Genomic DNA, 24,968 nt, shown 5'->3' with positions numbered 1-24,968 from the left:
ACAGACCAAGTGCACTATGTGGGAGCCGAATTCCGGTATCCGGACACTCGGCAGGCGCATCACGGCCGAGAATTGGGCAACTCGTGACCCCGTGCGCCCCCCGTGCACCGACACCGTGGGTAAGGTCACGCTTACTTCCCACCCCGCTCGGGCATCCACCGTCGTAGAGTCGAACCGATGTCCCGAGAGGGCGGTACCCGTCATGCAGCGTCCGAACGCCGCACAGCTCGCCTACGGTTCGGCCACCGTCGTGCTCACGACCGTCGCCCTGCTGCTGCTCTCCCGCACGACGACGCCCCTCGGCGTCTCGGTGATCTGCGCCGCCGGACTGCTGCTCGGTGTTCTCGTGGCGGTGACGATGCCCGCGCGGACGAACGCCGTCAAGAGCGCCGGCCCCGTTCCCCCGCCTTCCGGGAACGAGACGATCCGGGTGCCGGCCGCGCGCGTGGGCGCGGGGGCCGAGACCCGGATCGGTTCATGACGTCTCGTCCGTGGTCGTACGGATCCGTCCGCTACTGCGGGACGGAGACCACCACCGTCTTCGCCGCCTTGTCGTGCAGACCCTGCTTGTAGGGCTTGTCGACCAGGATCAGGATCAGCAGGAGCAGCGGCCACAGGCAGGCGCAGCAGATCAGCGCCGGCAGCCAGAGGACGACGGCCCGCAGCAGTGACTGGCTCATCGGGGGCGTCGAGCCGTCGTTGAGCATCGCGACCCGCAGCTTCAGCCACTTCTTGCCGAGGGTCTGGCCGTTCTTGGCCACCATCACCGTGTCGTACGCCACGAACGCGACGATCGTGATGAGCTGGAAGACCAGCTGGCTGCCGCCGTTGAAGCTGTTGACCGTGTCCCCGAAGTCGTTGCCGTCCCGGGTGGCCCGCTCGTAGACGTCGAACGGGATGCCGATGACCGCCAGGGGGATCGCGATGATCAGCCAGTCGATCAGCCGGGCGAGGATGCGGCGCCCCGACTCGGCCAGCGGCGGCATCCCGGCCAGCGGATCGGCCCCGCCGTAACCGCCTCCGTAGGGACTCCCGTACGGCGGCGGGGGCGGCGGCATGTTGTCGTACGGGGAGCCGTACGGACTCCCCGGCGGCGGACCACCCGGAGGCGGGCCACCGGGCGGCGGGCCACCGGGCGGCGGGCCCTCCGGCGGGGGGCCTCCCGGCGGCCCGGACGGAGGGGGTCCGTCAGGGGGCGGCTGGCCGGCGGAGGGCTGCGAGGGCTCCTGCGGCCTCTTGAGGAACGGGTCCTCCTCGGGCGGCTGGCCGGACGGCGGCTGGTCGGTGCTCATGGGGGCAGTGCATCGCGGGCGCGACCACCCCGCAAAAGATCGCCGCCCGTTCGGGGGACGGCCCCGGGCCGTCCCGCTAGGGCGTGTCCGGAAAGTAGCGCCGTCTGCCCGGCCAGGCGGGACTTTCCGGACGCGCTCTAGGCTCGGCGTGCCACGAAGGTGCGGGCCGCCTTGTCGTGCCAGCACTGGCGCCACGGGCGGTCGAAGAGGCACCACAGCACGTTGAGGACCCCGAGGACCAGAAGTCCCAGGACGCTGTAGACGAGCCAGCGGCGCAGCGACTTCCCGAACGACGGCGGCTGGTGCGCCTCGATGTCGCGCACCTCGATCCCGCACAGCTTCTTGCCCAGGGTGCGGCCCCACTTGGCGGTCGGCAGCGCCTCGTACAGGACGCCGATGACGAACAGCGCGGCCAGCGCGATGCCGAACTGGACGGAGGTCGTCGAGTCCACCAGCCAGACCTGGACGGTGACGCCGGACTGCCTGGCCGCCTCGATCTTCCCGTCGATGTGGTCGAGGGCGGCGCTCACGAAGGGGAAGGAGGCCGCGCCGACCAGCGCGCCGAGCACGGTCGTGTCGATCAGCCGCGCCAGCAGGCGCCTGCCGTGACCGGCGGGGCGCGCGGACGCCTGCGCCCGGGCCGCCTGCTGGAACACGTCCTCGACCGGCGGCTTCCACGGGACGACCGGCTGCTGCTCCTGCGCCGGGGACTGCTGGGCCCAGGAGGGCGCGGGGGCCGGAGCGGCGGGCGCGGCCGGGGCGGGCGCGGCCGGGGCGGGCGCGGCCGGGGCGGGCGCGGCCGGGGCGGGCGCGGCCGGGGCGGGCTGAGCGGACGGCTGGGGCTGGGGCTGCGCCTGGGGCCGACGCTGCGGCTCGGGGCGGCGCGGCGGCTCCGGCTGGGGCACAGGGGCAGGTGCGGGGACGGGGGCGGGGATCGGCGTGACCGGCATTCCGCCGAGCCGCGCGGCCCCGCCGGTGGCCCGGGGGTCGGCCGTGCGGGCCGGCCCCGACGCCGGCGCGTCGGCCGCGGGCTCGGCACCGCCCGCGACCGGCCACTCCGCGGGCGTGCGCGGGTCGGCGGCCTGGGGCGCGCCCCAGGAGACCTTCCGGTCGCGGTCGCCGCCGAAGCCGGTCTGGCGCGCGGTGTCCGCCTGCCAGGCCGAGGCGGGCTCGGGGGCGACGGGCTCCTCGTCGAAGAAGACGGGCCCCGTCTCCTCCACCGCGGGCACGGGCGCCGGGGCGACGGCCCGCGGCTGCGGCCGGTCCGCGGCGGGCGTGTGCTGGGCCGGTACGGACGTCACGGGCGGTACGGGCTCCGCCGGGCGCGGCTCGACGGGTTCCGGGGGCCGGACCGGTTCGGGGTGCCGGACCTGCACGGGCGCCGCGGGGTGCAGGGCCTGCGCCGGCGCGACGGGGTGCTGGGGCTGTACCGGCGCCACGGCGTGCGAGGACTGCGCGGGCGCCGCGGACTGCTGCGCCTGCACCGGTTCCGCGGTGTGCCGGCCCTGCGCGGGCACGGGGGTGGGGGCCGGTCCGGAGGCGAGGATCGGGCCGGCCGGGACGGCCCCGGCGGGCGGGTGGGGCGGAACCTCGCCCTCCGCGGGGGCGGGCCGGCTCGTGCCGGGGACCCAGGCCCCACCGTTCCAGTACCGGATGTATCCGGGGATGGACGGGTCCGGGTAGTAGCCCGCCTGCGGTACCTCTTCGCCGCCTCCGGGAGGAGTAGCCACTGCCCCGACTCCGTTCAGTCACAACGCCCTTGATCCGCACGGCAGCGCGCCGGGCGTGCCGCGCCCAAGGAGGACAGTAACGAAGAACGTCGCCGAGGGAAGAAAGAGACCGCGAGAAAGGCCGCCTTCGGGGGACGCGTACCGGAATTGATCACTCCCGGTGATGTTCGGGCCGGTACATCGCGTCCGCGGAGAACTTCCCGAGAAAACTTCCCGAAGTCGCGTCATGAAACCCCGGCACCCCGCTCTCTCCCTGTGACGGCCCAACCGGGGCCGGACCGCGACAGGGAGCACGACCATGCAGAACACCGACAACACCACCGTCGAGCGCGAGCTGGAGCTGAAGCTGGTGCTCTCCCCCGAACGCGCCGTCCCCGTGCCCGCCCGGCTCGGCTACCGCACCGGCGACCCCTACGCCGTCCACATCACCTTCCACGTCGGCTCGGACCACCCGGTCCACTGGACCTTCGCCCGCGAACTGCTCGTCGAGGGCGTCTTCCGGGCCTGCGGCCACGGCGACGTCCGCATCTGGCCCACCAAGGTCGACGGGAGCGCCGTCATCCTGATGGCGCTCTCCTCCCCCGACGGCGACGCCCTGCTCGAAGCCCCCTCCGCCCAGGTGTCGGCCTGGCTGGAGCGCACCCTGCGCACCGTCCCGCCGGGCACCGAGTCCGAGCGGCTCGGCATGGACGAGGGCCTGGCGGAACTGCTCGCGGCCACCGTGGTCACCGACGAGCTGTGGCTGCGCGACCCGTGGCCGTCGGACGAGTCCCAGGACGGCGAACTGTGACCCGCCCGCCGCTCGGCGGACAGGTCACGGAACACCCGGGGACCGGTTCCGGCGCCCCGGCCCGCCCTCAGAACAGCTTTCCGGGATTGAGCAGTCCCAGCGGGTCGAAGGTCGCCTTGATGCCGCGCTGCAGTTCGAGACCGACCGGCCCCAGCTCCCGCGCCAGCCACTCCTTCTTGAGGACGCCCACGCCGTGCTCGCCGGTGATCGTGCCGCCGAGGGCGAGCCCGAGCGCCATGATCTCGTCGAAGGACTCCCGCGCCCGCCGCGACTCGTCCTCGTCGGTGTGGTCGAAGCAGACGACGGGATGGGTGTTGCCGTCGCCCGCGTGCGCGCAGACGCCGATGGTCAGGCCGTACTTCTCCGCGACGGCCGCCGTGCCGTCGAGCATCTCGGCCAGCCGGGTCCGCGGCACGCACACGTCGTCGATCATCGTCGCGGACTTGATCGTCTCCAGCGCGGTGAGCGAGAGCCGGCGCGCCTGGAGGAGGAGCGCGGACTCCGCCGCGTCCGCGGCCGGGACGACCTCGGTGGCACCCGCCGCCGAGCAGAGCTCCCCGACGGCGGCCAGATCGGCGGCCGGGTCCGGGGTGTCGAACGCACACAGGAGCAGCGCCTCGGTGGTATCGGGCAACCCCATGCGCGCCAGCCTGTTGACGGCCTGGACGGTGGTGCGGTCCATCAGTTCGAGCAGCGACGGCGTATGGCCCCGCTCCATGATCGCGCAGACGGCCGCGCACGCGGCGGCCGCGGAGGGGAACTCGGCGGCGAGCGCCAGCTGTTCCGGAGGCTGCGGCCGGAGCGCGAGAACCGCGCCCACGACGATGCCGAGGCTTCCCTCCGAACCGACGAAGAGCCTGGTCAGGTCATATCCCGCGACGCCCTTGGCAGTCCGGCGCCCGGTGGTCAGGAGCCGGCCGTCGGCGAGGACGACGTCGAGTCCCAGGACGTACTCGGCGGTCACCCCGTACTTGACGCAGCACAGACCGCCGGAGGCGGTGCCGATGTTCCCGCCGATCGTGCACGTCTCCCAGCTCGACGGGTCCGGCGGGTAGTACAGCCCGTGCTCGGCGACGGCCCGGGACAACACGGCGTTGACCACACCCGGTTCGACCACGGCGATCCGGTCCACCGGGTTGATCTCCAGGATGCGGTCCATCTTGACCAGCGAGAGCACGATGCAGCCTTCGGAGGCGTTGGCGCCCCCCGACAGGCCGGTACGGGCCCCCTGCGGCACGACGGGCACCCGGAGTTCGGTCGCGGTCCGCATGACGTGTCGGACCTGCTCGACGGTGCGCGGCAGCACGACCACCGCCGGCGCCCCGGCCGCGCAGAAGCTCGCCATGTCACGGGCGTAGGAGGCCGTCACATCCGGGTCGGTGAGCAGCGCCTCGTCGGGGAGACCGGCGCGCAGCCGCGTCAGAAGATCGTCCATACCTCCCAGCGTGGCACCCGGGGCCATCGGTGTGAACCCGCCGGGGCGGGCGCTTCGCGCGCTCTTCGAACAGGCGCGTACGGGCGCACAGTGAGCGCCATGAAGACCCAGAACGTGTCGAGGGCGGTCCTCGCGGCCGGCGTGGGCGCGGTGCTCGCGGCGACGGCGCTGCTGTACCTGCCGGAGCTGGTCGGCCAGGGGCCGCCGTCCCCGCCCGGACCCGCCGAGCGGGCGACGATCGCGGCCCACGCGGGCGCGCCGGCCACGCTGCCCGACCTGGCCGCGCTGATCACCGACCGGGAGAAGTGGCTGCGCGCCCACCCGGACGACGACGCCTCCTGGGCGCGGCTCGGCGCGGCGTACACGGAACGCGGCACCCGGGTCGGCGACGCACGCGACTTCCCGCGCGCCGAGCGGGCCCTGCGGCGCTCCCTCGCCGAGCGCCCCGCCGCCCGCGGCAACCTGGACGCCCAGCTGGGACTCGGCGCGCTCGCGGGGGCGCGCGGCGACTGGCGGACCGCCAAGGAGTGGGGCGAGCGGGTCCGGAAGGCCGCCCCGCGGCGGTGGCCCACGTACCCGGTGCTGATCGACGCCTACAACGGCCTCGGGGACTACAAGGCCGCGCGCACGGCGATGGAGACCCTGGAGGGGCTCCACGCGGGCGCGTCCGTGCGGGGACGGGCCGCGGAGAGCTACCGCGACCGCGGCTGGCGCGAGGACGCCGACGCCGCGGCGCTCGACGCCGCCGCGCTCTCCGCCACCGACACCGAGAAGGCCGCCGCGCTCACCCGCCTCGGCGACCTGGCGTGGGAGCGGGGAGAGCCCGAGGAGGCGCTGGCCCACTCCACGGCCGCACTGCGGCTCGCCGCCGGCCACGGCCCCGCCCTCGCGGGCCGCGCCCGCGCCCTGGCCGCCCTCGGCCGCGCCGACGAGGCCCTGCGCGACTGGCGGGCCGCCCTCGACCGGCAGCCGCTGCCCGCGTACCTCCTGGAGGCCGGCGAGCTGTACGAGTCCCTCGGCCGCGACACGGACGCCCGCGGCCTCTACGCCCGTCTGCGGTCCGGCACCCGGACCGGGGCCGAGGTCACCCTCGGGCTCCTCGACGCCGACCACGGCGACCCGGCCGCCGCCGTCGTCCGCATGCGCGCCGAGTGGGCCCGCGGCCACCGCTCCGTCCACGCCGCCGACGCGCTCGGCTGGGCCCTCCACCGCTCCGGCCTCACCAAGGAGGCCATCGGCTACGCCAGGCTCGCCACCGAGGAGGGCCTGCGCAGCGCCCTCTTCACCTACCACCGCGCCGAGATCGAACGCGCCCTCGGCCTGACCGCCCCCGCGCGGCGGCACCTCACCGAGGCCCTGCGCATCAGCCCCCGCTTCTCCCCGCTCCACGCCCCCCGCGCGGCCCGGTCCCTCGCCTCCCTCGGCGACCCCGCCCCCGACCTCCCCCCGGAGCTCCGCCCCGGCGCGACGCCCCCCCGGGACGACCCCCAGGATCCCGCCCCCACCCCGACCCCCGCCTAGCCCCCCCTCAGCCCGGATCCGGGCCCAGGCCCCACCCCCGTGCGGGCCCGCGCCCGAATCCGAACCCTTCCGGGCCCCACCCCGCACCGCCCCGCGCCCGGGGCAAGGGCCGTGACCGGTGCCGGCCCACCCCCCCCGTGTGGGCAATCGTCCCGCTGGGGCGGGACGGGTGGGCACACGGGACGGCGCGTCTGGCCGCGCCCCCGCCCCTTGTGCCCCGGCCCGCACGCGTAGAGCCACGCGCATCCGGTGCGGGTCCAGGCGCGGAAGCCTAGGCCCGGCAAAGGGTGCCGTCCGTTGTGCCCACCCGTTCCGCCCCAGCGGAACAGTTGCCCACAACGGGGGGCATCGGGCGGCGGGGCGCGCCACGGAAGTGGGGTTGCAGGGGCACGGCGAAGGGCCCGGGAGGGGTCCCGGGCCCTCGCGGGGGTGGGTCAGAGGTTGCCGCGCTTCTCCTGCTCGCGCTCGATCGCCTCGAAGAGCGCCTTGAAGTTGCCCTTGCCGAAGCCCATCGACCCGTGCCGCTCGATCATCTCGAAGAAGACGGTGGGACGGTCCTGGACCGGCTTGGTGAAGATCTGCAGGAGGTAGCCGTCCTCGTCGCGGTCGACGAGGATCTTGAGCTCGCGCAGGGTCTCCACGGGGACGCGGGTCTCGCCGGCCCACTCGCCGAGGGTGTCGTAGTAGGAGTCGGGGGTGTCGAGGAAGGCGACGCCCGCGGCCCGCATCGCGCGCACGGTGGCGACGATGTCGTTGGTGGCGAGGGCGATGTGCTGGACGCCGGCGCCGCCGTAGAACTCCAGGTACTCGTCGATCTGCGACTTCTTCTTCGCGATCGCCGGCTCGTTGATCGGGAACTTCACCTTGAGGGTGCCGTCCGCGACGACCTTGGACATCAGCGCCGAGTACTCGGTCGCGATGTCGTCGCCCACGAACTCCTTCATGTTCGTGAAGCCCATGACCTTGTTGTAGAAGCCGACCCAGTCGTTCATCTTGCCGAGCTCGACGTTGCCGACGCAGTGGTCGATGGCCTGGAAGGTGCGCTTGGCCGGGGGCTCGACGATCGGCGTGGCGGCGACGAAGCCCGGCAGGTAGGGGCCGTCGTAGCCGGAGCGCTCGACGAGGGTGTGGCGGGTCTTGCCGTAGGTGGCGATGGCGGCGAGGACGACGGTGCCGTTCTCGTCCTTGACCTCGTGGGGCTCGGTGAGGCCGGTGGCGCCGTGCGCGACGGCGTAGGCGTACGCGGCGCGCGCGTCCGGCACCTCGATCGCCAGGTCGACGACGCCGTCACCGTGCTCGGCGACGTGGTCGGCGAGGAAGCGGCCCCGGTCGGTGGACGCCTTGATGACGGAGGTGAACACGAAACGGGCGGCGCCGTTGGTGAGCACGTAGCTGGCGGTCTCGCGGCTGCCGTTCTCCGGTCCGGAGTAGGCGACGAGCTTCATGCCGAAGGCGGTGGAGTAGTAGTGCGCGGCCTGCTTGGCGTTGCCGACGGCGAAGACGACCGCGTCCATTCCCTTCACCGGGAAGGGATCGGCCTCACGCGCGGTGGAAGGGGTGTGATCGATGGTCTCAGTCATGGCAGCAATGTCCCGCCGTTCTGCAAGGTGCGCAAGAGTTTGCTGATCTGCTGGTCAAGTTGTACAGCGATCGGCGAGTATGGCGGTGCGACTTGTACATCATGACCACGGGGAGAGCGCTGTGGCGATCGATCATTTGGACGGCCGGCTGATCGGGCTCCTCGCCCGCGAACCGCGCATAGGGGTGCTGGAGGCGTCCCGCCGCCTCGGAGTGGCACGGGGCACGGTGCAGGCCCGCCTGGACCGCCTGCAGGGGAGCGGGGTGATCCGCGGCTTCGGGCCGCAGGTGGACCCGGCGGCGCTGGGCTATCCGGTGACGGCCTTCGCCACCCTGGAGATCAAGCAGGGGCAGGGCGCGGACGTCCGGGGGCACCTGGCGACCGTGCCCGAGGTGCTCGAACTGCACACGACGACGGGCCACGGCGACATGCTCTGCCGGCTGGTCGCCCGGTCCAACGCCGACCTCCAGCGGGTGATCGACCGGGTCGTCGGCTTCGAGGGCATCGTCCGGGCCTCCACGGCGATCGTGATGGAGAACCCGGTGCCGCTGCGGATCATCCCGCTGGTGGAGCAGGCCGCCGGGGACGAGCCCCTGTAGCGCGGGACCGCCGCCGCGCCGCGGGCGCAGCACACACGGAACCACTTCCAAAGAACCAGTTGCAAAGAACCTCTTGCAACTGGTTCTTTGCAACTCTACGCTCGGAACATGTCCGAGCCCGAGGAACACCTGAGCCGCGCTCTCGACCCGCGCTCCCTGCGCGGGCTGGCCCACCCCCTCCGCATCCGGCTGCTGCGCGCCCTGCGCCGGGGCGGCCCCGCCACCGCCTCCCAACTGGCCGAGCAGCTCGGCGAGTCCAGCGGGGCGACCAGCTACCACCTGCGCCAGCTGGCGGCCCACGGCTTCGTGGAGGACGACCCGACGCGCGGCAAGGGGCGCGAGCGGTGGTGGAAGGCCGGCCAGCAGGGCACGAGCGTCGACGAGTCGCTGTACCGGAACCCCGATCCGGAGGTCCGCGGCGCCCTCGACATCTACGTCCACGAGATAGCGACCATCCACACCCAGGAGCTCAGCACCTACCTGGGGACCCGGCACGACTGGGACCCCGGCTGGCTCGGCGCCTCCGACATGAGCGACTTCACCCTGCGCCTGCCCCCGGACAAGCTCCGCGAACTCGACGAGCGGATGCACGCCCTCATCGAGAGCTACCGCGACATCGAGGAGGCCGGCGCGCCGGACGCCCAGCGCGTACGCATCCATCTGCACGCGTTCCCGCAGCACGAGAACTGACGGAAGGACACCCCCAGCCATGCACGCGGACATCCACCTCAGCCTGCACCGTCTGCACGCCGCCGAACTCCACCGCCGGGCCACCGCCACCGCCCGGCCGCACGGCCCGCACGGCCCGCACCAGCGGCCGACCCCGTCACCGACCCCTGCACCGGCCCCGGCGCTCCGCGTCTGGCTCGGCTGGAGGATGGTCGAGTTCGGCCTCCGGCTCGCCACGCCCGGCCCCGCGGCCACCAGCCGCTTCACCACCGCCGCCTGACGGAGCACAACAACCGGGGGAACCACCCGTGCACCCGCGCACACCACTGATCACCGTCCTGACCGCCAACGCCATCTCCATCAGCGGCAACTCGCTCACCCTCATCGCCGTCCCGTGGTTCGCCCTGGAGACCACGGGCAGCCCCGGCAAGGCGGGGCTCGTCGCCTTCTGCGCCGCCCTGCCCGTCCTCGCCTCCGCCCTCGTCGGAGGGCCGGTCATCGACCGGATCGGCCGCCGCCGGGTCGCCGTCGCCTCCGACCTCGTCTGCGCCCTGGCGCTCGCCGCCATCCCGCTGCTCAACCAGGCCGGTGTGCTCCGGTTCTGGATGCTGTGCGCGCTGATGGCCGTCACCGGCTTCTTCCACGCCCCCGGCGAGACCGCCCGGAACGTCCTGACGCCCGACCTGGCCGAGCGGGCCGGCATACCGCTCTCCCGGGCCACCAGCTTCTACGACGCCGTCTCCCGCGGCGCCCGGATGACCGGAGCCGCCCTCGCCGGCCTCCTCGTCGCCCTCATCGGCGCCGACACCGTGCTGTACGTCGACGCCGCCACCTTCGTCGTCGCCGCGGCCCTCGCCCTCCTCGGCCTGCGCGGCGTCCCGTCCGCCGAACCCACCCGCGACGCACGGCCGCTGTCCCTCGCGGTGTACCGGGCAGATCTGCGCGAGGGGTACGCGTTCCTGCTGAACACCCCGCTGATCCTCGGCATCAACCTGATGGTGATGATCACCAACGGGCTGGCCCAGAGCTGGAGCACGGTCCTCCTGCCGGTCCACGCGCGCGAGGAGCTCGGCGGGTCGACGGCGCTCGGTCTGCTCGTCGCCGTCTTCGGCGGCTGCGCCCTCGCCGGCGCCCTGCTGTACGCGGCGGTCGGCCACCGCTTCCCGCGCCGCCCCGTCGTCGCCGTCGGCTTCCTGCTCGCCGGGGCGCCCGTGTACGTGACGGCGGCCCTCACCGACACCACCGCGCCGCTGCTCGTGGCGATGGCGTTCGGCGGGCTGGGCGCCGGGGTCCTCAACCCGATCCTCGGCGCGGTCTTCTACGAGACGGTCCCGGCCGAGCTGCGCAGCCGCGTCGGCAGCGCCAGTACGGCCAGCGTGCTGCTGACCACGCCGCTCGGCGGAGTCGCCGCCGGCCTCCTGGTCGAGCGCACCGGCCTCACCACGGCGCTGCTCACCGTCGGCGGCCTGTACTTCCTCGCCGCGCTCTGCCCGGTCCTCCTCCCCTCTTGGCGGGGGATGGACGCGCCACGCGCCGCGAAGGGGTCCGGCGGCCCGGAGGTCAGCAGGCCGGAACCTGCTTCTCCTGCCCCTGTTCCAGGGCCCGGAGGGACGCCACCGCGTCGGTGAGCGCCGTGACGGGGATGAGCCGCATGCCCTTCGGCAGTTCGGCCTGCGCGTCTGAGCACTCGTTCTTCGGCACGAGGAAGACGGTCGCCCCGTCCCGCGCGGCGGCCTGCGTCTTGAGGGAGACCCCGCCGACGGCGCCGACCGTGCCGTCCGCCTCGATCGTGCCCGTACCGGCGACGGTCCGACCGCCGGTGAGACCGCCGCCGTCCCCGTCTCCGTCGAGCTTGTCCACGATGCCGAGGGAGAAGAGCAGCCCCGCGCTCGGGCCGCCGATGTCCGCGAGGTGCAGGGTCACCTTCACCTGCTCGGGGTCCTTCTTCAGGTAGCCGAGCGCGGCGAGCGTCGCCGCGTCCTGCGACTCCTTCATCTGCCCGAGGTTGTGCTTCTCGATCTCCGCGTCGGACTTCCCCGACGGGTACACGGAGTCGTGCGGCAGCACGGCCCGGTCCGTCCGGAACCACGCGTCGACCACGTCGCCGAGGTCGACGTCGGTCGACGGGCCCGTGGCGACGATCGTCGTCATCCGCAGCTGCCCGTCCGTCGGCCGCACCGGGGCTCCGGTGATCGTGATGATCTCCCGCCCCTGGTCCTTCCCGAGCACGTCCACCGTCGAGCCGGGCTGCGCGATCGCGAAGGGCAGCGGCGCGAGCCCCGCGACGGCGAAGAGCGCGGCGACGGGCAGCGCACACAGCGCCAGGGCACGGGGACGCGAGAGACTGGAGAGCACGCCCCCAATCTACTGGGCCGCTCCCCCACCCCGCGGTGACGGTCCCACCGGCCGCGGCCGGACCCACCTCGCGGATCGCCCGCACGGCGGTGGGACCGGCCGGGCGGCGCGGGCTCTAGCGCAGGGCGTCGGCGACCTCGCGGGCCGCGTCGACGACGCGGGGGCCGACCCGCTCGGGGACGGCGTCGGCGAGCATCACGACGCCGACGCTGCCCTCGACGCCGGTGACGCCGACGAGCGGGGCGGCGGCGCCGCTGGCGCCGGCTTCGAGCTCGCCGTGGGTGAGGGTGAAGCCGGGTTCGATGAGGGAGCCCTGGCGGGCGGCGAGGATCGCGCGGCCGGCGGCGCCCCGGTCGAGGGGGTGACGGAAGCCGGCCCGGTAGGCGACGTGGTAGTCGGTCCAGGTGGGCTCGACGACCGCGACGGCGAGTGCCTCGGCTCCGTCGACGAGGGTCAGGTGGGCCGTGGCCCCTATGTCCTCGGCGAGCGAGCGCAGGGCGGGCAGGGCGGCCTCGCGCACCAGGGGGTGGACCTGGCGGCCGAGCCGCAGCACGCCGAGACCGACGCGGGCGCGTCCGCCGAGGTCGCGGCGGACGAGGGCGTGCTGTTCGAGCGTGGCGAGCAGACGGTAGACCACGGTCCGGTTGACCCCGAGTTTGTTGGACAACTCGGTGACGGTCAGGCCGTGGTCGGTGTCGGCGAGCAGCTTGAGGACTCTGAGTCCCCGGTCGAGCGTCTGGGAGGTTTCCGCGGTCACGACGCCCTCTCCTTCGGAGTGAGTGGCGACGGGCTCTCACGGGATTGCGACGCCGGTCCCGTCGGCGACGCACGTCAGAGGCCGCCGGCAGGAAGGGGTACACCGGCTGCGCTCCGCGGCGGCGCTGCCACGGGGCGATTGCTTTTGAGGCGGGACAGTAGCGACCCGCTCCGCTCAGCGGAAGACCTCGTCCAGAATCCGGGCGTCGGCGACCGTATAGAGACGGTTCGGGACCTTCGTCGGCCGGACTGGGGACTTTGGCGGACAAGATCGGCTTTGTCGTGCCCGTAGCGTGGAGGTGCCCGGAGGCCGACCGTGGGGGCCGGCCGCCGGGCCCGTCCCGCCCGCCGCGGGACGAGTGAGGCCCGTACGAACGACGTCGTACGGGCCTCAGCCGCGTTTCGGGGGGCGTCGGGTCACCGCATGCGGGTGGCCCACTCCTGCACCTTCTTGATCCGTTCCCGGATCTGTCCGGCGGTGGCCTCGGCGCTCGGCGGCCCGCCGCAGACCCGGCGCAGCTCGGTGTGGATCACACCGTGGGGCTTGCCGGTCTGGTGGACGTACGCGCCGACCATCGTGTTGAGCTGCTTGCGCAGTTCGAGGAGTTCCTTGTGGGAAACGACAGGGCGCCGCTCGGCCGGGAGTTCCAGGAGGTCGGCCTCGTCGTCCGGCTTCTTGCGGCTGTGCGCGATCTGCCGGGCCTGGCGCTTCTGCAGCAGCAGCTGCACCTGGTCGGGTTCGAGGAGGCCGGGGATGCCGAGGTAGTCCTGCTCCTCGGCGCTGCCGGGGTGGGCCTGCATGCCGAACTCGGCGCTGTTGTACAGCACGCGGTCGAAGACGGCGTCGGACTCCAGGGCCTCGAAGGGCAGCATGTCCTGCTCGCCGGTGTCCTCGTCCTCCTGGCGCTCGGCCTCGGCGAGCTCCTTCTCGGACTCGGCGTAGGGGTCGTCCTCGCCCGCCTTCTTGGGCTTGTCGAGGACGTGGTCGCGCTCGACCTCCATCTCGTTGGCGAAGCCGAGGAGGCTCGGGATGGTGGGAAGGAACACGGACGCGGTCTCGCCGCGCCTGCGCGAACGCACGAAGCGGCCGACGGCCTGCGCGAAGAACAGCGGGGTCGAGATGGTCGTCGCGTACACGCCGACGGCGAGTCGGGGGACGTCGACGCCCTCCGACACCATGCGGACGGCGACCATCCACCGGTCGTTGTTCTCGCTGAACTCGTCGATGCGGTTCGAGGCGCCCGTGTCGTCGGAGAGGACGACGGTGGCCTTCGTTCCGGTGATCTCGCGGATCAGCTTGGCGTAGGAGCGGGCCGAGTCCTGGTCGGAGGCGATGACGAGGCCGCCGGCGTCCGGGATGGACTTCCTGACCTCGGTGAGCCGCTGGTCGGCGGCGCGCAGGACGTTCGGCATCCAGTCGCCCTTGGCGTCCAGCGCGGTGCGCCACGCCTGCGAGACGGCGTCCTTGGTCATCGGTTCGCCGAGGCGTGCGGCGATCTCGTCGCCCGCCTTGGTGCGCCAGCGCATGTTGCCGCTGTAGGAGAGGAAGATGACCGGCCGCACGACGCCGTCGCCGAGGGCGTTGCCGTAGCCGTACGTGTAGTCCGCCGAGGACCGCCGGATGCCGTCGTTGCCCTCCTCGTACGTCACGAAGGGGATCGGGTTCGTGTCGGACCGGAAGGGCGTGCCGGTCAGCGCGAGGCGCCGGGTGGCCGGCTCGAACGCCTCCAGGCACGCCTCGCCCCAGGACTTCGAGTCTCCCGCGTGGTGGATCTCGTCGAGGATGACGAGGGTCTTGCGCTGTTCGGAACGGTTGCGGTGCAGCATCGGGCGGACGCCCACACCGGCGTAGGTGATGGCGACCCCGTCGTACTCCTTGCTGAGCGGCCCGGCGCTGTAGTCGGGGTCCAGCTTGATGCCTATGCGGGCCGCGGCCGCGGCCCACTGCTTCTTCAGGTGCTCGGTGGGCGCCACGACGGTGATCTGCTGCACCACGTGGTGGTGCAGCAGCCACGACGCCAGGGTCAGGGCGAAGGTGGTCTTGCCCGCGCCGGGTGTGGCGACGGCCAGGAAGTCACGGGGCTGCTCCTGGATGTATCTCTCCATCGCCCCCTGCTGCCAGGCGCGCAGCTTGCCGGCGGTACCCCACGGGGCCCGTCCTGGGAAGGCGGGAGAAAGGTGATGGGAGGAGGTGGTGGTAGTAGTCACGATCTCCGGGTTCGACGCTCGTCCAGATATGACAACCGGGCCACCTTACCGGCGTGGCCGCCGCGAGCGGAGCCGGACGAGGCCGTGACCTCGCCCGGTGCGGCGGGTCTCACACTCGTCCGGTCAGCGTGCGAACCTCGGCAGCCGGAGCGCGATCTTGGGTACGTCGAGCGCCCCCTGGCAGACGTCCAGGACGAACGTCTCGGCCTCGTCGACGTCGAACGCGGGATCCAGCGGATGCCCGTTGACGTGGAGGAATACCCAGGTCGCGTACCAGGCGATGCGCTTGTTTCCGTCGACGAGACCGTGGTTGCGGGCGAGCGACTCCATCAGCGCCGCCGCCTTCTCCCAGATGTCGGGATACGCGTCCTGGCCGAACACGCTCGACTGCGGGCGTGCCAGAGCGGAATCGAGCAGGCCATAGTCACGGACTTCACTCGCCCCGAGACGCTCCGCAAGGTTCAGGAGCTGCGGGAGGGTGAGGAAGTGCGTCACGCAAGCCTCCGGTTGAGCTCCGCGCTGACCTTCAGGACGTGCTCGGCCGCCTCCTCGAACAGGCGGGAATGTTCGTCTATCGCCCTCATCACCGCGTCGTGTGCGAAGGACTGCATGCTGCGACCCTCCGCCTCGGCGCGCTCCCGGAGCGCGTTCAGCTCTTCCTCGGTGAACCTCACGTTAAGAGCAGCCATGTACCACATGGTACCGCGCGGTACCACCCGGTGTCACAGGCTTTTCGACGCCGCCTTCGGGGCACCCAGCCGCGTCGCCACCCACGCCCCGACGGCCGCCACGCCCGCCATCGGGAGGAAGACGGCGGCGAAGGCGGCGGGGTGGGAGCCGGCGGCTCCGGTGGCGGCGTCCACGGCGTGGCCGACGGCTCCGCCGCCGAGCGCGGCGAAGGCGGCGCCGCCCGCGGCGAGCAGGAGGACGTTGGAGAGGCCGTCGGAGATCTGGAGCGCGGCCGAGTTGGCGCCGACCTCCTCGGGTGCGGAGAGCTTCATGAGGATCACGCTCGTGGAGGCGATGACGGCGCCCATCCCGAGGCAGCCGACGCCCCAGGCGACGGCGAGCACCCACACCGGGACGGCGGCGATCAGCACGCTCGGCGCCGTGGCGATGGCGAGGGCGACGAGGACCATGCCGAGGACGACGAGGCGCTCCCGGTAGGGCTCCGTCCACGGCCGGGACTGGATCCAGGAGCCGAGCGCCCAGGTGAGCCCGCCGGCGGCGAGCGAGAAGCCCGCGAGGGTGGGGCTGAGGCCGCGCTGGGTGACGAGCATCAGCGGGACGAAGGACTCGGCCGCGATGAAGGAGCCGGCGGCGACGCCGCGGAGCAGGACGACGGAGGGCAGGCCGCGGGCCGCCCGCCAGGTGCCGTGGGGCAGCAGGCCGCGGACGGCCGGGACGAGGAGCGCGAGGCCCGCCGCGGCGGGCAGCAGGGAGAGCCAGCGCAGCTCCTGGCCCGCGTACTGGAGGAGTCCGGCGCCGGCCGAGATGGCGAGGGCGAGCAGGATGCGCCGCCGGTCCCAGGGGGCGACGGGCGCCTCGGGGTCGGCCGGGCCCGAGGCCGTGCGGCGTATCGCGGGGAGGGCGAGGGCGAGCGGGAAGACGACGAGGACGGGGATGCCGACGAAGACCCACCGCCAGCCCAGGTGCTCGGTGATCGATCCCGCGGCGAGGGGGCCGACGACGGAGGGGACGACCCAGCTCGCGGCGAAGGCGGCCATGATCGCGGGCCTGAGGTGTTCGGCGTAGGCGCGCCCGACGACCACGTACAGCGCGACGATCACCAGACCGCCGCCGAGCCCCTGCACGGCCCGGCCGAGGATGAACAGCCACATCGCGCCGGCCGTCCCGGAGAGCAGCAGTCCGGCGGCGAAGGCGCTGATCCCCGCGGTGAGGGGACCCAGCGGCCCGCTGCGGTCGGACCACTGGCCGGCCAGGACCATGGCGAAGAGGCTGGTGGTGAAGTACGCGGAGAAGGCGAAGGCGTAGACGGAGACGCCGTTCAGCTCGCGGGCGGCGACCGGCATGGCCGTGCCGACGGCGGTCGCCTCGAAGGCGATGAGCAGCACGACGGAGACGATGCCGATGCTGAGCGCCCGGTGGGTCGCGTCGAGGACGGACCCCTCGGCCTCGTCGTGCGCGGCGCGGGGTCCGGGGTCGGGGGCGACGTCGGCGTCGCGGGGTTCGAGGGCGCTCATTCCCCCAGAGTAAGAGGTGAAGCGCTCGATGACCCCTGTCAGGAGTCCCGGCTCTCCTCAGCCCTTGGACGTACGACCACGAACGGAGTGTTGCGGCCGTATGGCAGTCGCATGGCGTGGCCCCCGGACCTCTTGAGTCCCCTCCGCCCCGCCCCCTACGGTCGTACCAGTGCACAACACGACCGTGTGCCCGAGTGGTTCAGGGACTCGCCTGCAAAGCGAGTTACGCGGGTTCGATTCCCGCCACGGTCTCTGAATGATCTTCCTTACGGAACCTTCACATCCGCAGTGCGGCTGTGCCAGAGTCCCCCCATGAGCGATCAAGGCGTACGCAAACTGGGCGTCATCGTCGGGGTGGCGCTCGCCGGGGGCCTGCTGCCCGGCATCACCCTGGGCACGGAGACCGTCGACGCAGTCCTCTCGGTCCTCGTCGCCACCCTGGTGATCGTGGTCCTCACCCAGGTCGTCCACATCGGCCCCTCGGGCCGCGTACCGCTCGGCGCGCTCCTCGCCCTCGGCCTCGCCGGCTTCGTCCAGGACGCCCTCATCTGGTGGCTGCTCTCCTGGCTCGGCCCCAAGATCTCCGACCTCCACGTCGACGGCCTCGCCACCGTCCTCCTCGCCGCCCTCCTCACCCGAGCGACCGTCCTCCTCCTCACCCGGCTCTCCCCCGCCACCGAGACGGCCGAGGGCTGAACCCCCGGGAGCACCCCCACGACGACCAGGGCCCGACGGCGCTGAGGATCACTCCCCTACTGCTCCCCGCGCCACTTCTTGACCTCGAAGACCGGCTTCTCGGGAAGCCCGGCGTTGTTCTCGCAGCCGAGCTTCTTCACGATCGCGAGGGTGGCGGAGTGGAGGACGGTGAGGTACGCCTCGCGGGTGGCGGGGGTGTTGGCGGGGTAGTCGCCCTTCAGTGACTTCCTGAAGCTGAGGTCGGCCGCCAGGGGGGCCGGCCGCTCGTCCGACCCCTTCAGGCGCGGGCTGGTGCACTGCACGAAGAGCGCGGCCGTCTTGTTGTCGGCGCTCGCCTCACGGCCCATCGCGTAGAGAGCGCGGCCCTGGTTCCACCACTTGTCGGTGCCGCTGTCGTACAGGGCTTCGGCGTCGTGCAGGTAGACGTCGACGTCGATCTCGCTCCGGGGCGAGGCCCCGGTCGCGACCTGGCACATCGAGGGGTGGCCCGGAGGCCGCCCCTCCCGTGCCTGATCCTCGATCAGCACGTTCACGATCCGGTCCAGCCCACCGCTCCCGGCCTCCGAGAACGTCTTCGTACCGAGCACCGACTCGAGCGCTCCGGCCGCCGCGGGCGACAGCGTGCCGTCGCACTGCTGCGCGGCGGTGACCCGGGGCGGCTCCTCCTCGTCCTTCCCGCATGCGGTGAGCAGCAGGCCGAGGGCGAGGGCGGTCGATACGGCGGCGGACGCTCTTCTCATCGGAATTTCCTCGTGGGAGTCGGTGGGGCGGTGGATCAGCCGGTCTCGGGGGCGTTGCCGGTCTGCTGGGCGTGGTCGTTGCCCAGGCCGTAACCGTTGCTCACGGACTCGATCATGTCCTGTCGGAAGTCGCTGCTCACCTGGGAGCGGTGTTCGGCCAGGAAGCGCTCCATCGGGGACTCGGCACTGAAGCGCCCGGCCGTGTACATGGCCTTGTTGTCCTCGTGGATCTTGTCCTCGGTGGCGTCCTTGTGGTCGTCGACCGACTTGTCCGACCAGTCGCCGATGACCTGCCCGGCGAGCTGCTCCATGACCCCGGAACCGGTGTCGACGGCGAGCGGCACGAGGACGGCGGCCGCGCCGACCGCGGCGGTGGCCGGGAGGAAGGCGACACCGGCGGCGATGCCGACCGTGGCACCGAGCTCCACCCAGCCGGCCTTGGCGGCCTGGGCCTTCTCGTACTCCTCGTGCTTCTTCATGCCCTCGGCCTCGACCTGGGCGCCACGGGACTCGTCGAGCACGCCCTGGAGGGTGGCACCCGTGTACACGGTGGCCCGCGCGTTCCCCTCGTCGATCTTGCCGTCCGGGCCGACCTGTCCCTCCAGCACGCTCGTCGTGTAGAGGCGCTCGGCCGTGGAGACGGTCGCGTAGGCGTCGGGGTGCTGACCGAGGGTGCTGAGGAAGTCGACCGCGGACTGCCGCCCGAACTCGGGGTGGGCCGAGCTGTCCTTGGTCGGGTGGAAGGGACTGTCCGTACTGTTCTTGTCCAGGGCCCAGTTGAGGTCGTCGATGTAGCCGGCGCCCATGTTGCCGAGGCTGTCCGCCAGCGGGGACTGCCACTTCTTGAGCAGCTCGGCGTCGCCGCCGTACTTCGCCACGACGTCCGACATGATCTGGGCCGAGGTCTCGTCGCGCTTCAGCTCCGGCGTCGGGTCGTCCCAGGCGTGGCCGAGCGTCGCGGACTCCAGGGCGTGGCCGAGCGCGTCGGGCATGTAGTCCGCGGACTTCTTGGCGGCGTCCGGGTCGTGCCCGTCGATGTCGGGGAAGAGGTCGTACTTCTCGTTGCCGAAGAAATCGAGATAGTTCTCGATCTTGTTTCCGTCCTTGTCCTTGCCGAGGTTCAGCTCGCCGCCGACGGTGCCGTCCTCCTTGTACGAGGTCAGCGGATCCTTCGAGAAGAACTCCTTGGACGCCTCGGGGCTGTGGCCGAGCGCCTCCAGCATCGAGATCATCGGGTCGAAGCCGGCACCGTTGACGCCCGACGGGTTGTACTGGTTCTGCAGCCCGCCGCCGACCATCGGCTTGCTGTTGGCGAAGAGGTACGGGTCCTTGGCGTGGAGCTGGGTGACGTGCTCGGCGATCGGGACGAGGAACTTCTTGTCGTAGTCGCCGTAGCGCATGATGCCGCCGAGCAACTGGTAGCCGAAGGCCGGGTTGTTGTCGTACTTGACGAGCGGGATGCGCTCGGTGCCGAGCTTGCGCATCTCGGTGGACCACTTGTCGGTCCACGCGTCGCCGCCCTGCGTGGCCGTCGCGAGGTTGAGGCCGAGGTTCTTCTGGAGGTCCTGGACGTCGGCGAGGCGCTGCTTGTCGACCTTGGTGTAGTCGTAGGTGTCGGTGGACAGCTGCCCGAAGAACTCCAGGGACCCCTTCGGGCCGAGTCCGTCGTAGAAGGTCCGGGAGAACTCCTTGGAGCCGCTGTTGTCCTTGAGCAGCTCGTTGAGGCGCATCAGCTCCTCGTGGGATATGTCCCGGCCCTTCTTGGCGAGGTCGACGGCGCGCTGCGCCTCCTCGGCGTCGAGGCTGGTGTACTTCGGGCCGCTGAAGTTGTGCTGGTCGCCCGTGATGTTGGCCTTGAGGGCGTTGGAGCAGGACACGTCGGCGTCGTCGCAGGTCTCGACGATCGCGTCGATCCGGCGCTGCATGGCCTCGATGTCGGTGCGTTCCTTGCGGACCATGTCCTGGAAGTCGGGGTCGTGGCGCATCCCCTGGTCCTTGGTCTGGGAGAGCGGCTCGACGGCCTCGACGATGCCGTCGGACTTCACCCGGAACCCCTTCGCGGGGGCCTCCGTCTCGACGATCTTCTTGAGGTCGTCCTTGGCCTTCTTGAAGGCGTTGTAGCCGTCCTCCAGCACCTTGTGGATGCCGTCGGCCGCCTTGGCGGCGTCGCCGAACTCCTTCGCGGTCTTGTCCACGAAGGGCTTGGTGACCTCGGCGTTCACCCCGCGCCAGTAGTCGTCCCTGGCCTTCGCGGCCATCGTCGACTGCGCGTCCTGGGCGAGCGTGTCGAGCTTGCCCTTCATCGCGGCCCAGTCGTCGGCCGAGGACTTCATCTTGTCGAGCGGAGCCTGGTACACGTTGTCAAAGGTCAGCACAGCAGGTCCCCCGCCTACTTGAGGTACTCGTTGATCTTGGAGGCGGAGAGCGCCGCCGTGATGTCCGCCTCTTCCTTGGCGTGCGAGGCGGCGCTGTAGTCGAGGTGGTTGGAGATGTTGGCGCAGGCGTCGAGCAGCGTGTTCAGCTGCGAGCCCCACGTCTCCTGGACGGTCGACAGCGCGGAGCCGGTCAGGAAGCCGTGGCTCGACAGGCCCGTCGCCGCCTCCCCCGTGGTCGTGCGCGCGTGGTTGCCGTCCTTGACCAGCCGGCCGTGCAGCGCGTACGCGGCGCTGCCGATGGCGCCGAGCTTGTCCTGGTCGACGCTGAGGTCGGCGTTCCCGCCGCCCCCTCCGCCGGGCTCGGGGGCGACCTGATTGAGCCTCATGCTCACGTTGGCCGTCGACGTGGTCCGTACGGACGCCCACTCCTCTTCGAACGACATGCTCGCCCCCGTTGCTCCCGTGACCGTCTGACGGTGTTCGTTCCGGCTTCGCCCCAGCAAGTTCCACGCCCAGGGAAACATCGCGATCGTAGTCCCCGAGCAGCCGTTCGAGCACGCTCCGCCCGGAAATCCCCACACGTTCGAGATCTCCCCGTCGCCCGCGCGCCCGCTTCACCTTCGCAACTCGGACAGCCCGGACGTTCTCGGCACCCCGTGGGGCGCGCTCGTCCCGGTCCGCCCGCTCCCGCCCCGTCGCCGTCGGCTCCCGGCCACGGCCCCGCGCCCCCGCCTCGGTAGGCTCAACGGGCCCCCGTCGCCACGGGGCGCCGGAACGACAGGGGGAACGGGGACGTGGAACAGTCGCGCACACGGGGGGAGTCCGTCCGCCGGATCGGTCCGTACCGCCTGATCACCCGCCTCGACCCGGCCGGCCCGAACGGCCCCGCCGTCCCCTGCCGCCGCTTCGTCGCCCGCACCCACGACGGCGAGCGCACGGTCCTCCTGAACGCCCCGCTGCCCGGCACCGACCCGGCCCGCTTCGCCACCGAGGCCGACGCGGCCCGGCGCTTCCTCGGCCCCTTCACCGCCCCCGTCACGGACCTGGCCGCCCCCGGCGAAGCCCCTTGGTACGCGACCCCGTACGTCCCCCTCCTCCCGCTCCCCGTGGCCCTCGCCGTCCACGGCGGCCCGCTGCCCGAGGCGAGCGTGCGAGCCGTGGGCACCGCGCTCGCCGAGGCGCTGTCCGCCGCGCACGCCCAGGGCCTCACCCACGCCGGGGTGTCCCCGGCCGCGGTCCTGCTCACCTCCGACGGCCCCCGGCTGAGCTGCTTCGGCGCGGTACGGGCGGCCGGCGCCGACGGCGAGCCCCGCGGCGGCCTGCCCGGCCTCGACGCGGGCGCCCTCGCGCCCGAGCAGTCCTCCGGCGGCCGGCCCCGGCCCCCGGGCGACGTCTTCGCCCTCGGGGCGGTCCTCGCGTACGCCGCCACCGGCCACACCGTGCCCGAGCGCGACGAACTCCCGCCCGCCCTCCGCCCGGTGATCTCCTCCTGCCTGGCCCGCGACCCCGCCGACCGCCCCACCGCGGCCGCGCTCTCGGCGGCCCTCGCCCCGCCCACCGGTCACGCGACGGTCCTCGACTCGGCGGCCGCCCTCCTCACCCCCGGCTGGCTGCCGGGCCGCGTCGTCGCCGCCCTCGCCCGCCAGTCCGCGGAGCTCCTCGCCGCCGAGCTGCCCCCGCTCCCGGCCGCACCCGAACCGGCGACCGCCCGCACCTGACACCGGGACCGGCCCCCGGGCCCGCACGGCACCCGCCGGCCCACAGGTCGCCCCGCCCCACCCCCACACGCCCACCCTCGCTCTGGATCACACGGACCTGACCTCATGCTGTCGCCCCTGACCCACGACGACCCCGCCGCCGTCGCCACGTACCGCCTGCTCGCCCGCCTGGGCTCCGGCGGCATGGGCACGGTCTACCTCGCCCGGACGCCCGGCGGCCGCACGGTCGCGCTGAAGACCGTCCACGCGCGGCTCGCCACCGACCCCGCCTTCCGGGCCCGTTTCCGCCTGGAGACCGACGCGGCCCGGATCATCGGCGCCCGCCACGGCGCGGCCGTCGTCGACGCCGACCCGCTCGCCGAGACGCCCTGGCTGGCCACCGAGTACGTCCTCGGCCCGCCGCTCGACGACGCCGTCGCCCTCGGCGGCCCCCTCCCCGAGCCCACCGTCCGCGCCCTCGGTGCCGCCCTCGCCGGCGCTCTCGCCCAGCTGCACTCCTCCGACGTCGTCCACCGCGACCTCAAGCCCTCCAACGTGCTCGTCACCGCCTACGGCCCGAAGATCATCGACTTCGGCATCGCCCGCGCCGCCGGCGACGACCACCTCACCCGCACCGGCGCCGCCGCCGGGACCCCCGCCTACATGTCGCCCGAGCAGGCCGGCGGCGAGGAACACCCCCCGGCCGGCGACGTGTTCGCCCTCGCCGGCGTCCTCGTCTTCGCCGCCACCGGCCACGGCCCCTTCGGCACCGGCTCCCCCGCCGACCTCCTCTACCGCGTCCGCCACGCCGACCCCGACCTCACCGGCGTCCCCGACACCCTCCTCCCCCTCCTCACCGCCTGCCTCGCCAAGGACGCCGCGGCCCGCCCCACCACCGCCACCCTCGTCGCCCACCTCCACGACGGCCACGGCGACTTCGCCGACCACCTCCCCCCGCTCGTCCTCGCCGACATCGCCCGCCGCGCCCACGACGTCTGGCTCCCCACCCCCCACCGCCTCCCCGCCCCGGCCGCCTCCGCCCTCGCCGAGACCGTCCCGGCACCACGCCTCTCCCGCCGCCGCCTCCTGACCGCCGGAGGCGGCACCCTCCTCGGCCTGGCAGCCGCCGTTGGCGGTGTCCGGACCTGGCTGAACTCCCGCGACACCCCGACCGAACCCACCGGCACGTCCCCCGGCCCGACCGCGATCCCGGCCACCACGGCGTCGGACGGCTCACCGGCGGCGCTGTGGCGGGGAGAGTCGCTGGACCCCGAGGAGGGCGTCCTGCCGCTGCTCGCGGGGGACGTGGTGGGGTTCCCCGAGAAGGTGGAGTTCCGGGCGCTGGCCGTGGAGGACGGCACCGAGCTCTGGTCGGAGGGCATGGTCTCCGAGCCCCACCAGGTCACCACGGACGGCACGTTCTTCTACGTGTCGGCAGGCCGCTTCGACGGGCCGGGCGCCCTGTTGATCCGTACGCTCGACCCCCGCACCGGCAAGGAGGCGGCCCGCACCATCGAGGTCAAGGGCTTCGACGGGACGAGCAACGGCACCAAGCTCCTCACGGCCGCCGGCGGGCTGCTGTTCGCCGCCTCCCGGCTGGGCAGCCACAGCGTCGACTCGGACGTGAACGAGACGGGCTGGCACCTGATCGCCGTCGACCTGGGCACGGGCAAGGAAGTGTGGCGCCAGGTGTACCCGTGGGACGGCGTTCGCCCGTGGCTCGCGCAGGTGGCCGACGGCCGGCTGATCCTCGGCAAGAACAGCAGCGACCTGGAGACCTTCCTCGTCCAGGCGCGCGAGGTGCGGACCGGGCGCCAACTGTGGAAGCGACGCCTCCCGCTGAGCGACTCCGCGCTCTTCAAGCCCGGCCAGCTCGCGATCGACGAGCGGCACGCGTACTTCGGCGGCGATCGCCTCCGGGCACTGCGCCTCACCGACGGCGGCATCGCCTGGGAGTACGGCTCCGGCTCCGCCGGCACCTCCTACGGCATGCCGGCCGTCTCGGACGGTGTGGTCTACGCCCATGAGAACAGGAGCACCCCCGGATTCCTGGCCGTCACGGCCGACTTCGGCGTCAGACGCTGGACGGAGGCACCCTCCGGCCGCTCGTTGACCCCGAACTTCCGCGGCACGCCCGTGGTCGGCGAGAAGTACGTGTACGCGCCGGTGGCGGGCGGGCTCAGCGCCATCGACATGACCACGAAGCGCTCGGCCTGGGTGTTCCCGACGGAGGCGTGGAGGCTCGTCGCCGACAAGGAGCGGACCCGCGTCATCGGCGCCGGCAAGACCTCCGTCGTGGCCATCCCCCTCGCCTGAGCGGCG

23 protein-coding genes and 1 tRNA gene are annotated in these 24,968 nt (G+C 72.9%); 11 read left to right on the top strand and 13 right to left on the bottom strand.

The window, feature by feature from the left end; genetic code table 11:
- Positions 1–202: 202 nt before the first annotated feature.
- Complete coding sequence (locus AB0424_RS13745; protein WP_366304938.1) at positions 203–481, top strand: hypothetical protein; 279 nt, start codon at positions 203–205, stop codon at positions 479–481.
- 31 nt (positions 482–512) lie between these two features.
- On the opposite strand, the gene AB0424_RS13740 is transcribed toward AB0424_RS13745, so the two are convergent.
- Both AB0424_RS13740 and AB0424_RS13735 read right to left on the bottom strand, forming a co-directional pair.
- Positions 513–1,292, bottom strand: coding sequence for an RDD family protein (locus AB0424_RS13740; protein WP_366304937.1), 780 nt, complete (start codon positions 1,290–1,292; stop codon positions 513–515).
- Between the two features lie 137 nt (positions 1,293–1,429).
- On the bottom strand, positions 1,430–3,022 hold the full coding sequence (locus tag AB0424_RS13735; RefSeq protein WP_366304935.1) for an RDD family protein: 1,593 nt from the start codon (positions 3,020–3,022) through the stop codon (positions 1,430–1,432).
- Positions 3,023–3,320: 298 nt separating this feature from the next.
- On the opposite strand from AB0424_RS13735, the gene AB0424_RS13730 reads away from it, so the two are divergent.
- A complete protein-coding gene (locus AB0424_RS13730; protein WP_366304933.1) occupies positions 3,321–3,812 on the top strand; it encodes an SsgA family sporulation/cell division regulator in 492 nt (163 codons plus the stop codon).
- A 67-nt stretch (positions 3,813–3,879) separates the two neighbouring features.
- On the opposite strand, the gene AB0424_RS13725 is transcribed toward AB0424_RS13730, so the two are convergent.
- The gene (locus tag AB0424_RS13725) at positions 3,880–5,247 is read right to left on the bottom strand and encodes an FAD-linked oxidase C-terminal domain-containing protein (RefSeq protein ID WP_366304931.1); all 1,368 of its coding nucleotides are present in this window, start codon (positions 5,245–5,247) and stop codon (positions 3,880–3,882) included.
- Positions 5,248–5,346: 99 nt separating this feature from the next.
- On the opposite strand from AB0424_RS13725, the gene AB0424_RS13720 reads away from it, so the two are divergent.
- Entirely contained in the window at positions 5,347–6,768 is a 1,422-nt protein-coding gene (locus tag AB0424_RS13720) for a hypothetical protein (protein WP_366304929.1), read from the top strand.
- A gap of 434 nt (positions 6,769–7,202) precedes the next feature.
- Here AB0424_RS13720 and hppD read toward each other — a convergent pair whose 3' ends face one another.
- On the bottom strand, positions 7,203–8,348 hold the full coding sequence (gene hppD / locus AB0424_RS13715; RefSeq protein WP_366304928.1) for a 4-hydroxyphenylpyruvate dioxygenase: 1,146 nt from the start codon (positions 8,346–8,348) through the stop codon (positions 7,203–7,205).
- Between the two features lie 121 nt (positions 8,349–8,469).
- Here hppD and AB0424_RS13710 point away from each other — a divergent pair, with 121 nt between their 5' ends.
- From AB0424_RS13710 to AB0424_RS13695, 4 genes are all read left to right on the top strand, one after another.
- Positions 8,470–8,946 (top strand): Lrp/AsnC family transcriptional regulator, encoded by a 477-nt coding sequence (locus tag AB0424_RS13710; protein WP_366304926.1) that lies wholly within the window; start codon positions 8,470–8,472, stop codon positions 8,944–8,946.
- A gap of 108 nt (positions 8,947–9,054) precedes the next feature.
- The gene (locus AB0424_RS13705; protein ID WP_366304924.1) at positions 9,055–9,636 is read left to right on the top strand and encodes a winged helix-turn-helix domain-containing protein; all 582 of its coding nucleotides are present in this window, start codon (positions 9,055–9,057) and stop codon (positions 9,634–9,636) included.
- Between the two features lie 19 nt (positions 9,637–9,655).
- Positions 9,656–9,895 (top strand): hypothetical protein, encoded by a 240-nt coding sequence (locus AB0424_RS13700; RefSeq protein WP_366304922.1) that lies wholly within the window; start codon positions 9,656–9,658, stop codon positions 9,893–9,895.
- A 28-nt stretch (positions 9,896–9,923) separates the two neighbouring features.
- Complete coding sequence (locus tag AB0424_RS13695) at positions 9,924–11,243, top strand: MFS transporter (RefSeq protein WP_366304920.1); 1,320 nt, start codon at positions 9,924–9,926, stop codon at positions 11,241–11,243.
- On the opposite strand, the gene AB0424_RS13690 is transcribed toward AB0424_RS13695, so the two are convergent.
- The 6 genes from AB0424_RS13690 to AB0424_RS13665 all read right to left on the bottom strand — a co-directional run bounded on the left by AB0424_RS13690 (position 11,176) and on the right by AB0424_RS13665 (position 17,138).
- Positions 11,176–11,970: a S16 family serine protease gene (locus AB0424_RS13690; RefSeq protein WP_366304918.1), complete on the bottom strand. Its 795-nt coding sequence runs from the start codon at positions 11,968–11,970 to the stop codon at positions 11,176–11,178. The genes AB0424_RS13695 and AB0424_RS13690 overlap by 68 nt on opposite strands.
- 115 nt (positions 11,971–12,085) lie before the next feature.
- Complete coding sequence (locus tag AB0424_RS13685) at positions 12,086–12,727, bottom strand: helix-turn-helix domain-containing protein (RefSeq protein ID WP_017237054.1); 642 nt, start codon at positions 12,725–12,727, stop codon at positions 12,086–12,088.
- Positions 12,728–13,143: 416 nt separating this feature from the next.
- A complete protein-coding gene (locus tag AB0424_RS13680) occupies positions 13,144–14,937 on the bottom strand; it encodes a DEAD/DEAH box helicase (RefSeq protein WP_366305303.1) in 1,794 nt (597 codons plus the stop codon).
- Between the two features lie 120 nt (positions 14,938–15,057).
- Positions 15,058–15,429, bottom strand: coding sequence for a Fic family protein (locus AB0424_RS13675; RefSeq protein WP_366304916.1), 372 nt, complete (start codon positions 15,427–15,429; stop codon positions 15,058–15,060).
- A complete protein-coding gene (locus AB0424_RS13670) occupies positions 15,426–15,623 on the bottom strand; it encodes an Arc family DNA-binding protein (RefSeq protein ID WP_366304914.1) in 198 nt (65 codons plus the stop codon). Before AB0424_RS13670 ends, AB0424_RS13675 begins: the two co-directional genes overlap by 4 nt.
- A 33-nt stretch (positions 15,624–15,656) precedes the next feature.
- Positions 15,657–17,138: an MFS transporter gene (locus tag AB0424_RS13665; RefSeq protein ID WP_366304912.1), complete on the bottom strand. Its 1,482-nt coding sequence runs from the start codon at positions 17,136–17,138 to the stop codon at positions 15,657–15,659.
- Between the two features lie 180 nt (positions 17,139–17,318).
- On the opposite strand from AB0424_RS13665, the gene AB0424_RS13660 reads away from it, so the two are divergent.
- Together AB0424_RS13660 and AB0424_RS13655 are read left to right on the top strand one after the other, a co-directional pair.
- Positions 17,319–17,390: transfer RNA gene (locus AB0424_RS13660), tRNA-Cys, on the top strand.
- Between the two features lie 60 nt (positions 17,391–17,450).
- The gene (locus AB0424_RS13655; protein ID WP_366304910.1) at positions 17,451–17,834 is read left to right on the top strand and encodes a hypothetical protein; all 384 of its coding nucleotides are present in this window, start codon (positions 17,451–17,453) and stop codon (positions 17,832–17,834) included.
- A gap of 56 nt (positions 17,835–17,890) precedes the next feature.
- Here the strand turns inward: AB0424_RS13655 and AB0424_RS13650 are convergent, their stop codons facing one another.
- Genes AB0424_RS13650 through AB0424_RS13640 form a run of 3 tightly spaced genes read right to left on the bottom strand, consistent with a single transcriptional unit; the run spans position 17,891 to position 21,392 of the window.
- Complete coding sequence (locus AB0424_RS13650) at positions 17,891–18,574, bottom strand: hypothetical protein (RefSeq protein WP_366304908.1); 684 nt, start codon at positions 18,572–18,574, stop codon at positions 17,891–17,893.
- 35 nt (positions 18,575–18,609) lie between these two features.
- Positions 18,610–20,949, bottom strand: a complete 2,340-nt coding sequence (locus AB0424_RS13645) for a hypothetical protein (RefSeq protein ID WP_366304906.1) — start codon at positions 20,947–20,949, stop codon at positions 18,610–18,612.
- Positions 20,950–20,963: 14 nt separating this feature from the next.
- Positions 20,964–21,392: a hypothetical protein gene (locus AB0424_RS13640; protein ID WP_366304904.1), complete on the bottom strand. Its 429-nt coding sequence runs from the start codon at positions 21,390–21,392 to the stop codon at positions 20,964–20,966.
- Positions 21,393–21,743: 351 nt separating this feature from the next.
- Here AB0424_RS13640 and AB0424_RS13635 point away from each other — a divergent pair, with 351 nt between their 5' ends.
- Both AB0424_RS13635 and AB0424_RS13630 read left to right on the top strand, forming a co-directional pair.
- Positions 21,744–22,667, top strand: coding sequence for a serine/threonine protein kinase (locus AB0424_RS13635; protein ID WP_366304902.1), 924 nt, complete (start codon positions 21,744–21,746; stop codon positions 22,665–22,667).
- A gap of 105 nt (positions 22,668–22,772) precedes the next feature.
- Positions 22,773–24,962 carry a protein kinase gene (locus AB0424_RS13630; protein ID WP_366304901.1) on the top strand — a complete coding sequence of 730 codons (2,190 nt, stop codon included), beginning with the start codon at positions 22,773–22,775 and terminating at the stop codon, positions 24,960–24,962.
- Positions 24,963–24,968 lie beyond the last annotated feature (6 nt).

Origin of the sequence: Streptomyces sp. NPDC051180, assembly GCF_040689545.1 — a bacterium.
GTDB lineage: Bacteria > Actinomycetota > Actinomycetes > Streptomycetales > Streptomycetaceae > Streptomyces.
This window is presented reverse-complemented; position numbering and strand designations above follow the sequence as displayed.

What these genes read in the sequence shown, in the direction of transcription:
- AB0424_RS13745 (WP_366304938.1), top strand. Translation starts at nt 203, where the DNA reads ATGCAGCGTCCGAACGCCGCACAGCTCGCCTACGGTTCGGCCACCGTC.
- hppD (WP_366304928.1), bottom strand. Translation starts at nt 8,348, where the DNA reads ATGACTGAGACCATCGATCACACCCCTTCCACCGCGCGTGAGGCCGAT.
- AB0424_RS13725 (WP_366304931.1), bottom strand. Translation starts at nt 5,247, where the DNA reads ATGGACGATCTTCTGACGCGGCTGCGCGCCGGTCTCCCCGACGAGGCG.
- AB0424_RS13705 (WP_366304924.1), top strand. Translation starts at nt 9,055, where the DNA reads ATGTCCGAGCCCGAGGAACACCTGAGCCGCGCTCTCGACCCGCGCTCC.
- AB0424_RS13630 (WP_366304901.1), top strand. Translation starts at nt 22,773, where the DNA reads ATGCTGTCGCCCCTGACCCACGACGACCCCGCCGCCGTCGCCACGTAC.
- AB0424_RS13655 (WP_366304910.1), top strand. Translation starts at nt 17,451, where the DNA reads ATGAGCGATCAAGGCGTACGCAAACTGGGCGTCATCGTCGGGGTGGCG.
- AB0424_RS13640 (WP_366304904.1), bottom strand. Translation starts at nt 21,392, where the DNA reads ATGTCGTTCGAAGAGGAGTGGGCGTCCGTACGGACCACGTCGACGGCC.
- AB0424_RS13670 (WP_366304914.1), bottom strand. Translation starts at nt 15,623, where the DNA reads ATGGCTGCTCTTAACGTGAGGTTCACCGAGGAAGAGCTGAACGCGCTC.
- AB0424_RS13665 (WP_366304912.1), bottom strand. Translation starts at nt 17,138, where the DNA reads ATGAGCGCCCTCGAACCCCGCGACGCCGACGTCGCCCCCGACCCCGGA.
- AB0424_RS13730 (WP_366304933.1), top strand. Translation starts at nt 3,321, where the DNA reads ATGCAGAACACCGACAACACCACCGTCGAGCGCGAGCTGGAGCTGAAG.
- AB0424_RS13720 (WP_366304929.1), top strand. Translation starts at nt 5,347, where the DNA reads ATGAAGACCCAGAACGTGTCGAGGGCGGTCCTCGCGGCCGGCGTGGGC.
- AB0424_RS13700 (WP_366304922.1), top strand. Translation starts at nt 9,656, where the DNA reads ATGCACGCGGACATCCACCTCAGCCTGCACCGTCTGCACGCCGCCGAA.
- AB0424_RS13650 (WP_366304908.1), bottom strand. Translation starts at nt 18,574, where the DNA reads ATGAGAAGAGCGTCCGCCGCCGTATCGACCGCCCTCGCCCTCGGCCTG.
- AB0424_RS13740 (WP_366304937.1), bottom strand. Translation starts at nt 1,292, where the DNA reads ATGAGCACCGACCAGCCGCCGTCCGGCCAGCCGCCCGAGGAGGACCCG.